At 43.3% G+C, this 20715-nt stretch carries 13 protein-coding genes; 10 read left to right on the forward strand and 3 right to left on the reverse strand.

From position 1 onward, the window contains the following. Window positions 1-254: 254 nt before the first annotated feature. Genes M2273_RS08700 through M2273_RS08710 form a run of 3 tightly spaced genes read right to left on the reverse strand, consistent with a single transcriptional unit; the run spans window position 255 to window position 2582 of the window. Complete coding sequence (locus M2273_RS08700) at window positions 255-953, reverse strand: response regulator transcription factor (RefSeq protein ID WP_429395462.1); 699 nt, start codon at window positions 951-953, stop codon at window positions 255-257. After that, entirely contained in the window at window positions 950-2314 is a 1365-nt protein-coding gene (locus M2273_RS08705; protein WP_429395465.1) for a sensor histidine kinase, read from the reverse strand. The genes M2273_RS08700 and M2273_RS08705 overlap by 4 nt, the downstream gene beginning before the upstream one ends. Window positions 2315-2363: 49 nt before the next feature. Continuing rightward, window positions 2364-2582, reverse strand: coding sequence for a hypothetical protein (locus M2273_RS08710; RefSeq protein ID WP_429395468.1), 219 nt, complete (start codon window positions 2580-2582; stop codon window positions 2364-2366). A gap of 232 nt (window positions 2583-2814) precedes the next feature. On the opposite strand from M2273_RS08710, the gene M2273_RS08715 reads away from it, so the two are divergent. From M2273_RS08715 to M2273_RS08760, 10 genes are all read left to right on the forward strand, one after another. After that, a complete protein-coding gene (locus M2273_RS08715) occupies window positions 2815-3390 on the forward strand; it encodes a peroxiredoxin family protein (RefSeq protein WP_429395471.1) in 576 nt (191 codons plus the stop codon). A gap of 247 nt (window positions 3391-3637) precedes the next feature. Beyond that, window positions 3638-4228, forward strand: a complete 591-nt coding sequence (locus M2273_RS08720; RefSeq protein WP_429395474.1) for an RNA polymerase sigma-70 factor — start codon at window positions 3638-3640, stop codon at window positions 4226-4228. A 98-nt stretch (window positions 4229-4326) separates the two neighbouring features. Further along, on the forward strand, window positions 4327-5490 hold the full coding sequence (locus tag M2273_RS08725) for a FecR family protein (RefSeq protein WP_429395477.1): 1164 nt from the start codon (window positions 4327-4329) through the stop codon (window positions 5488-5490). Window positions 5491-5677: 187 nt separating this feature from the next. After that, a complete protein-coding gene (locus M2273_RS08730; protein ID WP_429395480.1) occupies window positions 5678-9178 on the forward strand; it encodes a TonB-dependent receptor in 3501 nt (1166 codons plus the stop codon). Between the two features lie 11 nt (window positions 9179-9189). Then, the gene (locus tag M2273_RS08735; protein ID WP_429395484.1) at window positions 9190-11106 is read left to right on the forward strand and encodes a RagB/SusD family nutrient uptake outer membrane protein; all 1917 of its coding nucleotides are present in this window, start codon (window positions 9190-9192) and stop codon (window positions 11104-11106) included. A 41-nt stretch (window positions 11107-11147) separates the two neighbouring features. Continuing rightward, window positions 11148-12383 carry a DUF4959 domain-containing protein gene (locus M2273_RS08740; protein ID WP_429395488.1) on the forward strand — a complete coding sequence of 412 codons (1236 nt, stop codon included), beginning with the start codon at window positions 11148-11150 and terminating at the stop codon, window positions 12381-12383. Window positions 12384-12398: 15 nt separating this feature from the next. Next, complete coding sequence (locus M2273_RS08745; protein WP_429395491.1) at window positions 12399-13622, forward strand: DUF4998 domain-containing protein; 1224 nt, start codon at window positions 12399-12401, stop codon at window positions 13620-13622. An 81-nt stretch (window positions 13623-13703) separates the two neighbouring features. Then, window positions 13704-16664 carry a discoidin domain-containing protein gene (locus M2273_RS08750; RefSeq protein ID WP_429395494.1) on the forward strand — a complete coding sequence of 987 codons (2961 nt, stop codon included), beginning with the start codon at window positions 13704-13706 and terminating at the stop codon, window positions 16662-16664. Between the two features lie 32 nt (window positions 16665-16696). Then, window positions 16697-18337 (forward strand): glycoside hydrolase family 43 protein, encoded by a 1641-nt coding sequence (locus M2273_RS08755; protein ID WP_429395497.1) that lies wholly within the window; start codon window positions 16697-16699, stop codon window positions 18335-18337. A 48-nt stretch (window positions 18338-18385) separates the two neighbouring features. Further along, a complete protein-coding gene (locus tag M2273_RS08760; RefSeq protein ID WP_429395500.1) occupies window positions 18386-20665 on the forward strand; it encodes a glycoside hydrolase family 3 N-terminal domain-containing protein in 2280 nt (759 codons plus the stop codon). Window positions 20666-20715 lie beyond the last annotated feature (50 nt).

Below are 20715 nucleotides of genomic sequence, written 5' to 3' on the forward strand. Positions count from 1 at the left end.
AAACAGTAAAAATTTCAAGGGCGGCGAAGGTATAAAAAAATAGCTGAATGCAATAGATATTTTCTTTTTTTAAATGTTTTTCCCCAGGATTAATCCTTTAGGTCAAGCCTTTTGAAACCTGCGGCAGTAAACTATTCATTGTGAGCAGTCGAAATCCAGGTTATAGGCAGTTTGGGCAAATGGTTAGAGGCTTAACCGAAAGACGTTATGATCTGCAGCATTGACAAAGGATTTTTTTGTTCAAAAGTCATTAGCTAATCAATCAATTTGTAGCCAAAACCACGAATATTGAGGATCTGAACGGAGGTATCCGTGAGCAAATACTTGCGGAGCCTAGTAATATAAACATCCATGCTGCGGGCATTAAACGGGTTATCATCTCCCCAGATTTTCAGTAATGCCGTTTTACGGTCAAGCAACTTGTTTTTATGGTCAATTAGTAATTGAAGCAGGTCGGCCTCCCGCTGTGAGAGACTAACGGCCTTTTCGTTGTCCACCAGTTCCAGTCGGTGATGATCAAACTGAAAATTGCCTACCATATTCACCATAACCGGCATAGAAGAACTATCAGCAGGTGCCTGAAAACCCTTTCTGCGATGAAGACTTTTCAGCCTTAATATTAATTCCTCCATGCTGAAGGGTTTTTTCATATAGTCATCTGCACCTGTTTCGAAGCCCTTGATGACATCCGCAATTTGTGTTTTGGCAGTCAGAAAAATAATAGGAACTAACTGATCCACTTTGCGAATGTCCGCTACCAGTGAAAATCCATCCTTGCGTGGCATCATCACATCTATGACGCATACATCAGGTTTGCTTTTATTAAAAAAACTCCAGCCTTCCACGCCATTTGCAGCAATAATCAGTTCAAAACCTCTGGCGTCTAAAGTTTCTTTAACTATCGCGGCTAAAACAGCTTCGTCTTCCACTAACAGCACTTTGATCTTATTCATTTTTGTGGGAATTGAATGGTAAAAGTAGTGCCAGAATTTAATTTACTTTTAACGGAAATGATGCCGTTTAAACTGGTAACCAGTTGTTTAACATAACTCAAACCAAGTCCGTAACCTTTAACTTCGTGCAAATCGCCTTGCGGCACTCTATAAAATTTGTCAAATATAAATGGTAAATGCAGATGGTCAATACCAGTGCCGTCATCCTGGATGATCAACTGCCAGCCTTTTTCAAAAGGGTTAATCTTTATGGTAACTTTTACATCTTCACCTCCGTATTTAATAGCGTTTTCCACCACATTAGAAATGATAGTATCTACAATATAGCTGTCGGTAAAAACTTCCTGTAAGCCTGAAGGATTCAAAAGTTCAATATGATAACCCGCATCCGGGGTAAACCTTTTCAACACCATATTAATTAATTCTTCAATATCCACCTGGTCTGGTTTGGCCAGTTTATCACCACTTTCATACCTCGTAATATCCAGGATACGGTCTACATTATGATCCAGTCTGTCCAGGATCTCCATGTTGATTTTCAGGTAGCGTTCGGCTTTTTCAGGTTCTGCGATACCACCATACCTGAATAAGGCTTCGTGTGTTGATTTTAAAATGGAGATCGGGGTCCGAAGTTCATGCGTGATATTGCTTATAAAATCATTTTTAATATGATCCAGTTGCATCTGCCGCCTGATGATGATCGACATATACCAAAGGCTACCCGCAGAAAGCATGATCAAAACGAGTGAAATGATGGCGGGGATGATATTCTGAGCAAGAAGAAGCCGGCCTGTGTTACTAAAAACTGCTTCTACGATAGGACTGCTTTTCGAATAATTAATATAAGCGGTTATTTTACCGGATGGAAGGTTTTGCCGGTTTTTTAACAATAAAAGGTTGAACGGTAAATCGATATTGTTCCTTTTTAATTCGTCTTTAAACAGGGCTTTCAATGTATCAAGCTTAATGGCATTCATCAATGTCGCCGACATGAACTGGGTTTCAGCCAGCATTACTTTTAAACGATATAAATTAGCCGGGTTTACCGGAACTTCTTCAATTTTAGCTGTATAAGGGTCATGTTTAGCATCCTTAGTAAATACTTTCAAATGTGCTGATGTGTCCTTTTCAATCACTTTTAATACCGATAAAAAAGGCGATGGCGATTTTAAGGAAAGCGGAAGCTCGCTTTTTTGCACATGATAGTTATCAATGCTTTTTTGAAGTGCATCTGATAGTTGTTTGTTGAGATTTTGTTCGCCGGTTTTATACGTATTATATACCCAATAGCATTGGAACAGGATAATGCCACCGGCTGTAAGGGCGGCGATAAGAAATAAAAAGGTCAGTCTTTTTTTCATACCGGTGACGTGATATCATGTTGCTCAAAGATAAGTTATTTGTTAACGCTTACAGATCTGCATTGATGGCTGTGGACAGGTCATGCTTAATATCCGGACTGATACTGGTAGCGAAAGTGACTTTCCTTACACTGTCGATCTTGTCTTTGGAGATAGGGGTGCCCTCAGGCATCATGTAAGTAGGCACGGGCGCTGAACCGGGCTTGGTTTGGGCTTTGACACCCATAGTGCAGATGCTTAAGGCTGCGATAAATAAGTAGGTCTTCATCTGATTTTTTTTAAATTTTTGTACGCTTTTCATCAGGCAAAGCTATTTCGTAACAACCTTCACTTTGTTAAAGGAGCATTAAATAGTGTTAACTAATGTTAATCATTAAATATGATCAGGGATGATCAGGTGCCTGTGCTTTCGTTAACATTAGTTAACACTAAACATCAGGGTGTTAACACTACGGCAGCGCGGCCGAAATAACTTTGTGGCCTCATCAATATGTAGACAAATGAAAAAGTATTTCCTTATTTCCCTGATCAGTATTATGGCAAACACAGCCGGATATTTATCCGCAGGGGCAGCTGTCCCGTCCTTTAATAAAGTAAAATCACAGCCGGAATATCCTGGTTTTCGCGAAACCTATGCGGATCAAAACGACAGCGGGCTGTTAAATAAGCCGGCGCCAGCATTTGAACTGTGGGGATTGAATGGTCAGTTTTATTCCCTAAAGGATTTAAGGGGGAAAATAGTGGTACTGAATTTTTGGTTTATCGCTTGTAAGCCCTGTGTTAACGAAATGCCTGTATTAAACAGCATTAAAAATAAATATGATCCCGCAAAAGTTATTTTCCTTGCGCTATCATTGGATAGTAAAAATGCTGTCAATACTTTTTTACAACAACACCAATTTAATTATATTCAGCTTCCGGGTGTGGTGGCTGTGCATAAAAAATACCATTTAAATGCCTATCCCGTATCTATCGTGATCGATGCCAGGGGAATTGTCTCCTTTGTTCAAACCGGTGGGCCAGATATCGGCACAAACCTTCCGGCTGCCATCAATGCAGCTTTAAAAGGCGTGTAAAAGTTAGTGCTTGTACAATAATTGTTTATAGGGTATAAATAGTTTGATTGTAATTTTGTATTCTTGTGGCCTGATGGAATAACTGTTCAGGTTTTCCTTTTGCCAATTACTAAACAAAGAATGGAAATGGTTTTGCAATATTTATTACGTACCGGTACACGTAATGAAAAAAGTTTTAGAATGCGGAGTTCGGTCGCCGTTATTTTAGCAGCTAAACAGCTCTCCATTTATTAATAACGATCAACGCATGGCTATTTATACTCATTACACCGACCATGAACTGACGGTTTTGTTAAACCAGAACGATCATGGCGCTTTTAATGAGATTTATAACCGATATTGGCAGAAGATGCTCCTCATTGCATGGAATCACTGTGATGATAAAGTTGTGGCCAAAGATATCGTACAGGAGGTATTTCTCAACCTGTGGGAAAAATACCAGAGCCTGGATATTAAAAACCTTCCTGCATTCCTGGCCACCGCGGTCAAATTTAAGGTTTTCAAGTATTACCGGTTGGAGCAGCGACGCCAGGAACTGGCCAAACAACATTATAAATTTGAAGATCTCGTACTGGATGAAGAAAAACTGGATGCCAAGTTCCTACAGGACTTTATTGATGGCATTGTTGAAGAAATGCCCGAAAAATGCCGCTTGATATTTAAGTACAGCCGTACAGAAGGACTCAGGAACATTGAGATCGCAGATAAAATCAACATCACTGAAAAGGGCGTTGAAAATACGCTTACCCGCGCCCTGAAAATTATTCGCGGTGAAATGAAAAACCATGGGATATCTCTGGTATTCATCCTGCACGCCTTCTTCTCCTTGAAAAAGTAATCCTTTTTACCAAAACTCGTTTTTTTTTATTTTTTTTTCATTTCCCGTGTGGGGGTAACCGGTTCTCAGGGTACATATAGGTACAATCCAATAAACCTATGGACCTGCAGAAAATAAATGAATTAACGCGGAAGTACACGGACGGTACTGCCACGGAAGCTGAAAAGAAACAATTAAGTGAGTGGTACCGGGAGAAAGCCTATCGGGACGCTACTTTTCCTGATGATGATGAGGCAACCTATCATTCCATACTTGACCGCATTAATGATGTCATTATACCACCAAAAAGAAGGTACGGTTACCGGTTTTGGACACTGGCGGCTTCGGTGACTGTGATTTTGGGGATAAGTGTTTATTTATTTATCCGGAATAATGAAACTGCTCCTAAGGATAGTATTGCAGCCCATAAAAATGATATTATGCCTGGTGGAAATAAAGCCATCCTGACTTTAGCCAACGGTTCTAAGATATCACTTACAGATGCAGGCGATGGAAAAGTTGCCAGCCAGGGGGGTATTCAGATCAGTAAAACGGCCCAGGGCCAGCTGATATATACGGTAACAACACCGAATGAGCCAGACGCGTCTATGCAGCAGGATAAAGATCCTGGCGTCATTACATATAATACTATAGAAACACCCGTAGGTGGTCAGTTTCAGGTTTTGCTACCTGATGGCTCCAGGGTTTGGCTGAACGCGCTTTCTGCCATCAAATTTCCGGTGAGCTTTGCCAAAGCGAAGGAACGCCGGGTAGAACTGAGAGGTGAGGCTTTTTTTGTGGTTCAGCATAATGAGGCTTCTCCATTTAAAGTTATTACCGGCGGGCAAACTATAGAGGATATTGGAACCGAATTCAATATTAATGCTTATCCGGACGATGCCGTAGCCCAAACAACACTTATTAAAGGAGCGGTTAAAGTGACGGCCGGTAATCATGAAGCTTTTTTGAAGCCTGGCCAGCAGGCAGGCTTTAGTGGCACCGATATGAAGGTGTCTGCAGCTAACATCGAAGAAGTTATAGCCTGGAAAAGCGGTTATTTTAAATTTTACGATGATAACCTTGAGGATATCATGAAAACGATCGCGCGCTGGTACAATATCCGGGTGATATACCAGGACGAGAGCCTGAAAAAAGAAACCTTCGGCGCGGTGGTTACCCGGTTTGCCAATATTTCACCGCTTTTAAAACTGATGGAGCAAACTGGAAATGCCAATTTTAAGATTGATGGCGCAACGATTACGATAAGCAAAAAGAAGAACTAACTGATTATACCATACCAATAAAACCAAGAAACAATTATGAAAGAGAAAGCTAAACCCACCTAAGCGAAATTCAAATACCGGGATTTATGAAGTAAATCAGGAGCACTTGCGATGCCCCTGATTAGTCGGCTTTGATTAAATCTCGATGCGGTTTCAACACAATTTTAATTTAAAACAGCCTTAACAAATGTATAAAATTTTTACAGCAAACATTTGTATGCCTTCGGGCTACGCCAAGAAATTTCTGCGCATTATGAAACTAACCACGTTTGTACTTTTCCTCACTTTGATGCAGGCAAGTGCTACGGTTTTTTCTCAAAAGATCACCTATAAAGACAATGATGTCTCCCTGAAGCAGGTGTTTACGGAAATAAATAAACAGACCGGATACAATATCTTCTGGTCTCCGAAAAGTATCAAAAATGAAAATAAGTTAAATGTTAACTTCCAGAATACATCACTGGAAGATGTACTCCAAACCTGTCTTAAGGACACACAACTTACTTTTGTTATCGAAGGTAACTCTGTTATTATTAAAAGCAGGTCGGCATTAAAGGCCACAGACAAAGTGGTATCCATTCCGGCGGTTATAACCATTACAGGTACGGTAAGAGACGTAAAAGGAGTGACCCTGCCAGGTGTAAGCGTTACTGTTCCGGCGAATCTGAAAATAGGGACGGTGACTGATAATAACGGAAAATTTGTCCTTGATGTACCCAGCGGAACAGTCATCAAAATTTCTTTTGTTGGGTTCATTTCGCAGACATTTACGGTTACTCCTGATCATAAAGTTTTCGATGTCGTTCTTACAGAAGACATCAAGCAGGCCGAGGAAGTTGTAGTAACTGCTTATGGAAAGAAGGAAAGAAAAGAAGCAATAGTTGGTTCGGTGACGACCATCAAACCCGGGGAACTGAAAATCCCGGCCAGTAATTTAACCAATGCACTTGCCGGGCAGGCCGCAGGTATTATTGCCTTCCAGGGATCGGGACAGCCAGGTCAGGATAATGCACAGTTTTTTATCAGAGGGGTAACAACTTTTGGCTATAAAGTTGACCCACTGATCCTGATCGATAACATCGAGCTCACTACTAATGATCTGGCCAGGTTGCAGGTTGATGATATCGCCAGCTTTTCCATTCTTAAAGATGCCAGTGCAACTGCGTTATATGGTGCCCGCGGCGCGAATGGGGTAATTTTGGTAAGTACCAAGCAAGGTAAAATTGGCGCGCCGGTAATCAGCTTTCGCGCTGAAAATTCGATATCGAAAAACACCCAGTCGATTGAAATTGCCGACCCTATTTCCTACATGAATCTTTATAACGAGGCCACGCTCGACAGGAATCCATTGTTACCAACTCCCTTCAACCCCGATAAAATCAATAACACGATCAATACCATAAACAAAGGCCCTGGCTACAACCAATATGTATATCCGGCGGTAGACTGGTTGAAACTATTGATAAGACCTACTGCACATACGCAAAGAGGCAACCTGAGTGTGAGTGGCGGAACACCTTTTGCCAGGTATTACGTTGGGGGATCCTACAATCTTGACCACGGGAATTTAAAGGATGATATTGCCAACAATAATGAGACTAATATCAAATTTCAGAATTACCAGTTACGTTCCAATGTCAATCTCAACCTAACCAAGACAACGGAGGCCATACTTAGATTTTCCGGAAATTTCAGCGATTATTCCGGACCGCAGACAACAAGCGGGGCGTTCAGTACTGATGAATATAAATTGGCACTGCACGCCAGTCCGGTTGCGTTTCCTGCCTATTTTGCGCCCGACTCAGCTAATTTAGGCACGCAGCATATCCTGTTCGGAAAACCCGATAATCCCGGCGTTCCCGCTACGAACCCTTACGCTGAATTGTTAAGAGGGCACAAAACTTCATCGGAGTCACGGGTATTGGCACAGATCGAATTGAATCAGAATCTGTCCTTTATTACAGAAGGTCTGAACTTTCACGGTATCTTCAGCACCAACCGGTATTCTTACTTCGATGCCAGTTTTGTTTATAACCCATTTTACTACAACATCGGGACATATGACAAAGCATCAAATACCTATACGCTGAACTGGCTGAATCCAAATCCTGGCGATGCCCGTGAATACCTTTTATACTATGGTGGAACACCTGTGCTGAGCAGCCAGGTTTATTTACAAGGTAATCTTGATTATACGAAGCAACTTGGGAAACACAATATATCAGCCACGTTGGTCGGAACCCGGCAACAAACGGTTTATTCTAATGTAAGCACGCTTATTGACGGTCTTCCTCATCGTAACCTCGGTCTTGCGGGAAGAGCTGGTTATAACTATGGCAGCAGATATTTTCTGGAGTTTAATTTTGGGTACAATGGTTCCGAAAGATTTTCTGCCGAGCACCGCTATGGATTCTTTCCAACTATTGGAGCCGGATGGCTGGTTTCTGCCGAGAAGTTCTTTGAGCCATTGGCCAATATTTTCGATCGGGTGAAATTACGTGGAAGCTATGGCCTGGTAGGTAATGACGCTATAAGTGACCGTCGCTTCTTCTACGCTTCAAGCGTTAACCTGGATGCAGGTGGTTATGCCGTTTTTGGCGCGAATGCAGCATATTCCCATGGTGGAGTGAGTATTCAGAATTATGCTGACCCCAATGTTACCTGGGAAACATCAAGGCAAGCCAACGTGGCATTGGAACTCACCATGTTCAAGGCTCTTAATATTACCGCGGAATTCTATAATTATAACCGGTATAATATTTTGCAACAGCGATCTTACATTCCCACAACCTCGGGTCTTGAAGCTCCTATTTATGCTAATCTGGGCAAGGCCAATTCAAGGGGTATGGATCTTTCCTTTGATTACAAGACGGTCATCAATAAATCTTTCTCCATTACAGGACGTGGAAATTTCACACTTGCTACCGATAAATATACTTATTACGAAGAACCAAACTATCCTGAACCATGGCGAAGAAACATCGGCCAGCCTATACGTGCCGGATACGGGTATATTGCAGACCGCCTGTTTGTTGATGATGCGGAGGCAGCGAGTTCTCCTGCACAGGTATTTTCTACAGGCGGTAAAGTCCCTAAGGGCGGTGATATCAAATACCATGACCTTAACGGGGATGGCATCATAGATTCCCGCGACGAAACGTTTATCGGCTATCCGCAGGTACCAGAGATCGTTTATGGTTATGGTGTATCCATGCAATACAAAAATTTTGATTTGTCCGCATTCTTTCAAGGCCAGGCCAGGGTATCTTTTTTTATCGATCCTACCCAGGTCAGCCCGTTTGTCCCCAGCACAGAAGCTTATGTTTACGGCAATACCCAGGTGCTTAAGCAATTTGCCGATGATCATTGGTCTGTAGGGAACCAAAACCTTTATGCGCTTTATCCTCGTTTAGGAACAACCGCGAGTGATATCGAGAATAACCTGCAGCCAAGTACCTGGTGGCTTCGTGACGGTTCTTTTATGCGATTAAAGTCAGCCGAATTAGGTTTCACATTACCCTCTTCGGTATCAAAAAAAATAGGTGTAAAAAGTATCCGGCTCTACTTAAATGGTTTAAATCTGATCACCTGGAGCTCATTTAAGCTTTGGGACCCCGAGCTTGGCGGAAATGGGTTCAATTATCCAATTCAAAAAGTATACAACATTGGTCTGAACGCTAATTTTTAAACTGAATTACTATGAAATTTAAATATAGAATTTTATGCCTGCTGGCGGTAATGTTTGTCGGCAGCTCCTGTAAAAAATACCTGGACGTGGTACCTCCCAACGTAGGAACAATAGATTATGCATTCAGAAGCAGGAACGAAGCAGAAAATTACCTGTTCACCTGCTACTCTGTGCTCCAGCAACAACTAACCGACCTGAATAGAAGCCCGGGTAACACCACATCCTCAGAACTTATTTTTCCGCTCAACCTGCAGAGCAATCCTATCGATATTACAGGCTATAGCCTGATCACCGGTACACAAAATACCGGAAATCCGGGTCTGGATTTTTGGGATGGCACAGGAAATGGGATCGCGTTGTTTCAGGCGATCAGGAAATGTAATACCATGTTGGAAAATATAGACAAGCCGCTCGATCTCACCGCTCCGGAAAAAAAACGTTGGATCGCTGAAACCAAGTTCCTGAAGGCCTACTATAATTATTACCTGTTCCGGATGTACGGTCCGATTCCAATAATTGACAAGAACCTGCCGGTTGAAGCCTCAACTGCCGATGTTAAGGTTAAACGGGCATCTGTAGATGAGGTAGTTAGTTATATTACCGGCTTGATGGATCAGGCCATACCGGATCTTCCGTTAACTATCGAAAATCCGGCAAAGGAACTCGGAAGATTAACGAAGCCCGCGGCAATGTCTATCAAAGCAGAATTTTTAATGACTGCAGCAAGCCCGCTATTTAATGGAAACAGTGATTACACAAACTTTAAAGACAAAACAGGGAAAGCTCTTTTTCCTCCAGCTTACGACCCGAACAAATGGCAAAAAGCGCTTGATGCATGTAAAGCCGCGGTGGAAACATGTGAATCGGCCGGACTTCACTTAAACACGAATTTTGTGCCGGCTCCAGGCGTAACCAACCTTTCTGATTCCCTTAAACAGGTCTTAACCTTTCAAAACGCGATAACTGAAAAGTGGGATACCAACCCGGAGCTGATCTATGGGCTTAATAATGACTGGCATGGTCAGGAGTATTGTATTCCGAGACTAACAGAAAAAGCCAACCAGAACGACGGGCAGAACCCGGCTTATTTTGCGGTGCCAATTTCGACCACTGAGCTTTTCTATACCAATAAAGGAGTTCCTATTGATGAGGATAAAACATGGGATTATGCCGATAGGAACCAGTTGAGAACAGGAGATAAAGCAAATTTCTACTACATCGAACAAGGGTATCAGACAATCAAAGCACATTTTGACCGGGAGCCCAGATTTTATGGCAGCATAGGATTTGATGGGGGTATTTGGTTTGGCGACGGAATTTTAGATGGCAATAACGCACACTTCGTAGCCGCCAGAGGAGTTACCGCGGTCGCTGGTCCAAAAAATCCGCAGAAAAGCAATATTACCGGCTATTGGCCTAAAAAACTGGCTAATTACCTTACCGTATATGATGATGGTTTTAACTGGGTAACCTATACCATGCCGGTAATGCGTATGGGTAACCTTTACCTGCTGTATGCCGAAGCGATTAATGAAGTGAACGGCCCTACCGCCGAAGCAATTTCCTATATCGACCGCGTAAGGGCAAGGGCAGGCCTCGACGGTGTGGTAAGTTCCTGGTTAAATTATTCCAAAAACCCATCGAAGCCCGCTTCAAAAGAAGGCCTGAGAGCAATCATTCACAGAGAACGCCGCATAGAATTATGCTTCGAAGGTCAAAGTGGCTGGGATCTGAGGCGCTGGAAGGAACTGCAGGATGTGCTGAGTACGCCTTTGAGGGGATGGAGTATCAATGAGGGTCAGGCCGTAAATTATTATCGCGCCAGAAACGTTGAAATCCCGGTTTTCAATACGAGGGACTATTTATGGCCATTATCAAATACTGCAATTGTAGTAAACGACAACCTGGTCCAAAACCCTTACTGGTAGAATTGATTGCTAATGATTTCAAAATAAATCTTAAATAAAATATGATGAGTAAATATATATTAAAGCATATCTTCCTGGTAGGTTTTATGCTTGCGCTCCTGGTAGCTTGTATGCCATCGTGTAAAAAGAACGATGGATACAGGGAACCCGAATCAAACGACAAGACCAAACCAGGACCGGTTTCAAATGTCAAGGTCAGGAATTTTAAAGGTGGTGCGGTTTTAACATATGCATTACCTGCAGATGAAAATCTGTTATACGTGGTAGCAGATTATAAGATCAACGGCAAAACTGCCCGGCAAACAAAATCCAGTTTCTTCCTGGATACGATTACCGTTGAAGGTTTTCAGTTTAGTAAGGATTATACCGTTACGCTTCACGCTGTAACCAGATCGAACATCCAATCAGACCCCGTAACGGTGACCGTTCACCCGGATACGCCTTATTACCAGTCAATCCGGAAGTCATTGAAACTTGCGGCAGATTTTGGTGGTATCAACATTTCAACATTAAATAAGGATAAGAAATCCGTTGGTATCAATTTGTTAACCATCGATCCGGTGGATAATAAATTTGTTATCAATGACCAGCATTATACGAATATAGATACAATTGACTATGCGGTAAGGGGGTTTGCAACTAATCCGACCAAATTCGGCGTATATGTAACTGATCAGTTCGGTAATGTTTCTGATACTTCTATAGTTACGCTAACTCCCTTGTTTGAACAGGTACTGGACAAAAAAGCATTTTTTGTTTATGCTCAGCCCAGCGATGGCTTTATTGGTTATGGTGGGGTAATGAACTATTTATGGGATGGTGAAACCCTGGAGCCACCGGGATCACCGTGGCAAACTACCGTCGGTAATACTTACAGGAGGGCGCAGGGGACATTCGGACTGGGCCGCAGCTATAAATTGAGCCATTTTGTAATGTATTGCAGGGGCTACGGCTATGCCAATCCAAAAGTATTTACCATCTGGGGTTCCAACAAAGATAAGCCACAGGATGCCGAAACAGTTGCCGGCAATAAGCCTGGTGCAGTAATCGGAGACTGGACAGTACTGGGTGTTTACCGCTTCCCGGATCCGCCTTCTGGCCTCGCCCAGGGATCAACGAATAACGCCGATCAGGCCTTTATCAATAAGGGAGTGAGTTTTGATGTGCCATTTAGTAGCCCTAATGTAAAATATGTAAGGATTGTGGTAGATGAAACCTGGTTTGGGCTCCATTACACCTATTTGGAAGAATTGACACTTTATGGGGTTCCACAATAAATAAACGTGAAGGAAATGAAAATCATTATAAAAAATATGCTATGGCTGTTCTTATTGGCAGGTATGGCGGGTTGTTCAAAAAAGAATGATAATTATAAAGCACTTATAAAAGGTGGTGAAATCCATTACCCGGGTGTGATCAGCAACCCTGGCTATCTCGCAGGAAATTTGCGTACAATGGTGAAGTTTAATCCTGGTCCCGATCCTAAAATAGCCAAATATGTGATTTACTGGAATAACAAGCAGGACTCTCTGTCCCTGGCCGCAGTAAGTCATGATCCCCTGGATACTGTAAAGGTTTTAGTGCCTGGACTAAAGGAAGGGACGTATAACTTTAACATTTATTCTATTGATACCGACGGCAACCGGTCTATTATGACAACCATTAATAGCGTAAGGGTGTATGGTCCTGTATACCTGAGCGGACTATTTAACCGGGGCTATAATGCCGATACACCTTTCGTTGTTAATTTCGCCACGGGTAATGTACAGTTAAAATTCAATGCCCCTGATTCTATTAACCTTAAAACTGTCGTCCGGTATATTGATAATGCCGGTAAAACTAATACCGCAATTCTAAGACCCGATAGCAACACCATCACACTGATTAATTATAAGTTTGATACGGAGGTGACTTATCAGTCTAGTTATATTCCGCTTAGAGGAGCAATTGATACGTTTACGGTAGCCAGTGTAAGTGCATTTCCGCATATCAGCCGGGTAGGCGACATTACCAGCTTTTTCATTAAAAATGCCGGAAATCCATTTTACAGGAGCGACAGCGGCACCGGCAAGTGGGGATTGCCTAAAGACTGGCAATATAACACCAATGTGTTGAACCAGGATGGGGGTAAAGGAGGAGGCTGGTCAACCGATTGGGGTGGCGTAATCCATTTCGAATCAAAAGACTGGAGCGGTGATGGTGTTACAAACGGGAAAGTTTATCAAACCATCACTTTATCAGCCGGTACATACGCCCTTGATATTATAACCCAGGGACACGGCGGTACGCTGAATGCCAATGAAGTTGTAGCTGCTGGAACAAGCCTTCCGGATATTGATAATTTGAACAGCGGCAATACGCTGGCCTTATATCATGCCGATCAGGATCATATCGACGGAACCCATACACTTTCATTCACGCTTACACAGAAAACCACCATTACTTTTGGTTGGGTGGTCAGCACACAGTCAACAACTTATCTTCAGTTTAAACAAGTTGTTCTTAAAAGTTTATAATAATACATGCTGCCCTGGAAAGAAACAGGGCAGCATTTACTACCATATTAATCCTCAGGTTCTCATACTTTAAATTTTAAAATGTTTAATCACTACAAAAGAAAGATCCGGCTAATTATTGTTATTGCTGTCAATGCCATGTTTATTTCCAGCTCATTTGCGCAGTCGAATGAAGTTTCGCTAAATAGTTCCGGGGAACAAATATGGCGGTTACGCGCAGAGGCCGAAGTAAATAAAGCTGACAATATACATACAATCGATTGCAAAGCGGAAAAGTGGGTGCAAGCCATAGTGCCGGGTACGGTATTCGCATCTTACGTGGCGGCAGGGGTGGAGAAAGACCCCAATTTTGGGGATAATATTTACAAAGTAGATAAGGCGAAGTACGATCGAAATTTCTGGTACCGGACAGCGTTTGTGATCCCCTCATCCTATACCCAAAAATACATTTGGTTGAATTTTAGGGGGGTGAACCGCAAGGCGGACATTTACCTGAACGGAACACTGCTGGGCAGTTTGGATGGCTTTATGCAGCAGGGGCGGTTTGATATTACAGAGATTGCCAGCCGGACCACTAAAAACATATTAACGGTGCTTGTCTCAATTCCGTTGCAGCCGTTAGCCAATGTGGGAAGTCCAAACTATGTGTCGAGCGCAGGATGGGACTGGATGCCTTATGTGCCAGGGTTAAACTCTGGGATCACAGACAATGTTTACCTAAGCAATACAGGGGCAGTAACCATTAAAGACCCATGGATCAGGGCCAGCCTGCCCACCAATGCCCGGGCGGATATATCTATTGCACTTGACGTTAAAAACAACGCCTCAACCCCGCAAACAGCCATGGTAGTAGGCGTAATTACACCGGGTAATATTGAGTTTATTAAAAAGATCAATATCGATGCTAAAGGAACCGCAGCGGTTAAACTTACTAAAGCGGAATTTAAGCAGCTCATGATCAACAGCCCCAAACTCTGGTGGCCCAATGGCTATGGCGAGCCTAACCTGTACAACTGTAAATTAAGTGTGCGTGTGGGCAATGAGACATCTGATGTCAGGAATATAAGTTTCGGTATTAAAAGATATAGTTATGATACACTGGGCCGGGTGCTGCACCTGGCCATCAACGGCACGCCGGTATTTATTAAAGGGGGCGACTGGGGTATGTCTGAATACATGCTGCGGTGCCGTGGAAAAGAATACGATACCAAAGTGAGGTTACATAAGGAAATGAATTTTAACATGATCCGGAACTGGATAGGCTCTACTACGGATGAGGAGTTTTACGATGCCTGCGATAAATATGGTATCATGGTATGGGATGATTTCTGGCTGAACGCGAACCCTAACCTGCCGGCAGATATCAATGTATTTAATGCCAATGCGATAGAAAAGATTAAACGGTTCAGAAACCACCCGTCAATAGCGGTGTGGTGCGCAGACAATGAGGGCTGGCCCGAACGTCCGTTAAGTGCCTGGCTCAAGGAAGATCTGGACACTTTCGATGGCGGCGACCGGTATTACCAGCCTAATTCTCATGCCGAGAACCTCAGCGGCAGTGGCCCCTGGGACGCGAAAGACCCCCGGTATTATTTTACCGCGTATCCAAGCGGTTCTGGTGGCAATAAAGGTTGGGGTCTACGTACGGAACTGGGTACTGCGGTGTTCGTGAATTTTGAGAGTTTCAAAAAGTTTATGCCAAAAGAAAACTGGTGGCCCCGTAACGACATGTGGAACCAGCATTTCTTTGGCCCACTTGCCTTTAATGCCGGCCCGGACAGTTATGATCAAAGTATCGCGATAGGTTATGGTGCGCCGAAGGGTATAGAAGATTATTGCAGAAAAGCCCAGTTTGTAAACCTGGAATCAAATAAGGCGATGTTTGAGGGATGGCAAGACCATATTGGCGAAGATGCCTCGGGCCTCATGACCTGGATGAGTCAGTCTGCTTACCCTTCAATGGTATGGCAAACGTATGATTATTACTACGATTTAACAGGTGCTTACTTCGGTGCAAAAAAAGCCTGTGAACCATTACATATACAATGGAACCCGGTTGATAACGCCATCAAGGTTATCAACACCACCCGCGCCGATGCTGAAGGCTTAACCGCCATCGCCGAAATTTATAATATGGACGGAAAGCTGATAAGCCATTACAGCGATTCGAAAACAATAGATGCGCCATCAAACAGCGCAACGGAATGTTTTAAATTGAAGTTAAGCGAATCTAAAGCCAACCTGGCGCTCAATAAACCGGTGTACGCCTCGTCATCAACCAATGGCGACCCGGGCGCAGTTAATGATGGCAACAATGGCACGCGCTGGGCCAGCAGATCAAACGATGATGAGTGGATCTATGTTGACCTGGGTAAAGAGGAGGTGGTGAACGGCGTGGGCCTTAACTGGGAAGATGCTTATCCTAAAACCTTCAAGGTACAGGTGTCAAATGATGCCAAAAAATGGCGTGATGTGTATGTAACTAACGAAGGCCGCCCCGGCGAACAGCAAATCGGTTTTGTTGAAAATACCGCACGCTACGTGAGGGTGCAGGGGGTGGAACGTGGAACTTATTGGGGGTATTCCTTATGGAACTTTGAAGTTTATCAGGGCGATGTAGCCAGCGAAGGCCTGTCAGATGTGCATTTTATCAAGCTTAAACTAACCGATAAAGCAGGGAAGCTGGTATCCGATAACTTTTACTGGAGAGGCAACAAGCGCAAAGATTATTCGGCCCTGGGCACTTTGCCAAAGGTTGATCTGAAAGTAAGTTACAAAACGGTTAAAAGCAATGGCAAGTATTTTGTGACCGCGCAAATCACCAATCCATCATCATCGGCAGCGGTGGCATTCGGCATAAGGGTGCAGGCTATCAATGCACTAAGTGGCGAACAGATCCTCCCTGCAATTATTAATGAAAACTATTTCAGTCTGCTAAAAGGGGAAACAAGGACCGTAAGGCTTGAATTTGATGCCGGCTTGATAAATCAGGGCAACATCAGGTTGTCGGCAGAAGCCTTCAATAGCAACACACACCCTTAATAGGGAAACAGGAACGATATATTAATACGCCTATGAAATCAATTACAGTGGCTGGAATATTAAAGGCCGAAACCAATTGTCTTTACAATATCTGGTATCATTTAAGGCCGGCGTTTTTACTTATGTGTATTTTATTAAGCTGCCCGTGTGCCGGTATCGCGCAAACAAATTCGCCGCCAGCGTGGGGAGATCAGGGGAATGGGACATTTAAAAACCCTGTTATCAATGCTGATTACTCTGATCCCGATGTAATTAAAGTTGGTGACAGTTTTTATATGGTTTGTTCTGATTTTCATTACATGGGTATGCCGGTATTGAAATCGAAAGACCTGGTAAACTGGACGATCATTGGAAAGATCTATAACCGTCTTGATATCAACAGTAAATATAATACCATGGAACGGTATGGCGGAGGCAGCTGGGCGCCATCTATCCGTTTTCATGACGGCAGGTTCTTTGTTTATTTCTGCACGCCGGATGAAGGGCTTTACATGAGCACCACGGCAGACCCCTCGGGCAAATGGTCTGCGCTTACTGAAATCAAAAGGGTAGGTGGCTGGGAAGACCCGTGTCCTTTCTGGGATGATAATGGACAAGCCTACCTGGGTCACAGCCGGTTAGGGGCAGGCCCGATCATTATTCATAAAATGAGTAAAGATGGTAAACATCTCCTGGATTCTGGTAAAGTTGTATATGAAGGCCCCACATCCGAAGGAACAAAGATCTATAAGCGAAAAGGGTTCTATTATATCATTATACCTGAGGGTGGAGTTGGTACCGGGTATGAAACTGCCCTTCGCTCAAAAAATATATACGGGCCGTATGAACGAAAAATTGTCCTTGAACAAGGTACTACCTCCGTGAACGGGCCACATCAGGGCGGTTTTGTAGAATTACCGTCGGGAGAGTCATGGTTCATGCATTTCCAGGGCGTTGGGGCTTTGGGCCGGGTCTGCCATCTGGAGCTGGTGTCATGGATTGATGACTGGCCATTGATGGGGATAGATATCGATAAAAATGGAATAGGAGAGCCGGTTAGCATATCACAGAAACCCAAAATTAAAACATCGGGGCCAATCGCACATATCCAGGCATCTGATGAATTCAATAAGAAAGATCTTGGCTTGCAATGGCAGTGGAACCATAACCCTGTGGATAGCAACTGGTCGTTGACCCGAAACGCCGGGTATCTTTCTTTGAAAGCAATGCATGCGCTGAAAAACAAAGAAGCGAGGAATACGCTTACCCAAAAACTAATGGGAAATTCCGGAACGGTTACAACGATGCTCAACACGAGTCAAATGAATGTTGGACAAAGGGCCGGATTATGCCTTTTCGGAGAAAATATCCACGAGGTTGGGGTGATGAAGACAGATAGCGGCTTATACCTGTATGCCGATAATAATGGTGAGCAGGTTACCGGGGAAAAAGTAAACGGTAACCAGGTATTCCTGAGATTAAGACTGGATCTGCCGACCAATCATAATTTTTTGGAATACAGTTTCGATAATAATAAATTTTATAAGCTGGGACTTGAATGCGAATTATCAGGTAACAATTACTGGAAAGGCGCACGACCCGCACTCTTTTCTTACAATATAACAGGTAACTCCGGCACAGCTTTGTTTGATTGGTTCCACTATGTTCATGATGGCCCTAATGATCCTGAATAATTGATCAATCGCTTTAACAAAAAACAAAAAAGATAATAATTGAGTGTGATGAAAAAACAAAAACTGATATTAATAATCTTGCTCCTTTTAAGTAGTTCGGCGATAAACGCGGTAATACAAAAGAAACCTGATACGCTATTGTACAAAGATAAAAAGCAACCGGTTGAAAAGCGGGTTGACGATTTGTTGGCACGCATGACCTTAAAAGAAAAAATTCAGCAACTGCAGAACAAGCCGGCAGGAAAAGCCGACGAAATTGAAAAGGTCTTTAAAGGTGAAAGCTATGGTTGCACCCATGAAATGAGTATGAGTGCCGCCGACTGCGCCGATATGTACCAGAAATTGCAAACATACATGTTGACCAAAACCCGTTTGGGCATACCTGTTCTAACTGCAGCGGAGGGCATAGAAGGTATATTGCAGAATAATTGCACAATTTTTCCCCAGGCTTTGGCACAAGGAAGTACTTTTAATCCGGCGTTGATCCGTAAAATGACGGCTGCTGCGGGATCCGAAGCGGACGTTATCGGTATACACCAGATCCTTTCGCCAGACCTGGATATAGCAAGGGAACTTCGCTGGGGAAGGGTAGAGGAAACCTATGGCGAAGATCCATACCTGATCGCAGAAATGGGAACAGCATTTATCAACGGTTATCAGCAATATCACATCGCCTGTACCCCCAAGCATTTCCTGGCTCATGGTTCACCTTCGGGTGGATTGAATTGTGCAAGTGTCAGTGGCGGCGAAAGGGAATTGAGAAGCCTGTATATGTACCCTTTCAAACGGGTAATAGCTGAAACAAACCCATTGTCTTTAATGTCGTGCTACAGTTCATACGATGGTGTAGCAGTCAGTGGTTCAAGCTATTATATGACCGATATGTTAAGGGGGGAGTTGGGTTTTAAAGGATATGTTTATTCAGACTGGGGATCGGTTGAACGCCTGGAAACCTTTCATCATGAAGTTGGTAGCCAGGAAGATGCCGCTAAAAAGTCTTTGATCGCCGGAGTAGATCTGGATGTATATGGCGCATATGAAACGTTAGAAGGTATGGTTAATAACGGCAAATTGGATCTGAAATACATTGATCAGGCAGTTCGCAGGGTTTTATCTGTTAAGTTCAGGCTGGGTTTATTTGACAATCCGTTTGGAAGTCCTGCGAAAGTGCAAAAGGTAGTACGGAGCGCAAAAAATATAAGCATTTCAAAAGAGGTAGCGGATGAAAGCGCGGTGCTTTTGAAGAATGATAATCATATCCTGCCCCTGAATTTGTCCAAATATAAATCAATCGCTTTAGTAGGTCCAAACAGCGACCAAACGGTCTTCGGCGATTATTCATGGACACAAAGGGATAGTAAAGAAGGCGTAACGCTTTTACAGGGATTAAAATCGGTAGTTGGTGATAAGCTGCAGGTAAACTATGCACAAGGCTGTGACTGGTGGAGCCAGGACCGATCTGGCATAGCAGCAGCAGTAAAGGTGGCGGAATCAAGTGATATAGTCATTGTAGCTATCGGAACACGTAGTACGTATCTTGGTCGCGGCCCCAAAAACTCCACCGCCGGCGAAGGGTTTGATCTGTCCTCTCTGGAATTGCCTGGTGTTCAGGAAGATCTCCTCAAAGAGATTAAGGCAACAGGAAAACCGATGATCGTAGTATTTATATCGGGTAAGCCACTCGCCATGCCCTGGGTTAAAAAAAATGCAGATGCAGTACTTGTACAATGGTATGGCGGGGAAATGCAGGGGAGGACCATTGCAGACATTTTAACAGGAGTTGTCAATCCATCCGGAAAATTAAATGTGTCTTTTCCAAGAAGCACCGGGAACAGTCCATCTTATTATAATCACTATGCTACAGATAGAAATGAGCCGTTCGACCGGCCAGGCACTCCGGAGGAACCGGGCGGGCATTATATTTTTGACAAACCCGATCCATTATGGGATTTTGGGTTTGGATTAAGTTATTCTACTTTTAAATATATCAGCTGCCATATAGCTGACAGCGTTCTTTCTGCAAAGGACACGATTGCTGTTGATGTCAATATAGCAAATACCGGAAACCGGGATGGAAAAGAGGTAATTCAACTTTACATTAAAGATAAAGTAAGTTCGGTGGCAACACCTGTGCAACAACTCAAAGCATTCAGAAAGGTGTTGATCAAGGCGAATGATCATGCGAAAATCACGCTAAGGGTTCCTGTATCAGAACTTGGTCTTTACGATGAACACATGCAATATGTGGTAGAGCCTGGGGAATTTGAGGTTCAAATCGGAAATTCGGCAGACAATATATTTGTCAATAAAACGGTGGTTGTCAAATAAAAGCATCATCCGTAACAATTATTAACATTGCAGGGCGGCCGAATCATTTG

The organism is Mucilaginibacter lappiensis (assembly GCF_050433765.1).
GTDB classification, from domain to species: Bacteria; Bacteroidota; Bacteroidia; order Sphingobacteriales; family Sphingobacteriaceae; genus Mucilaginibacter; species Mucilaginibacter lappiensis_A.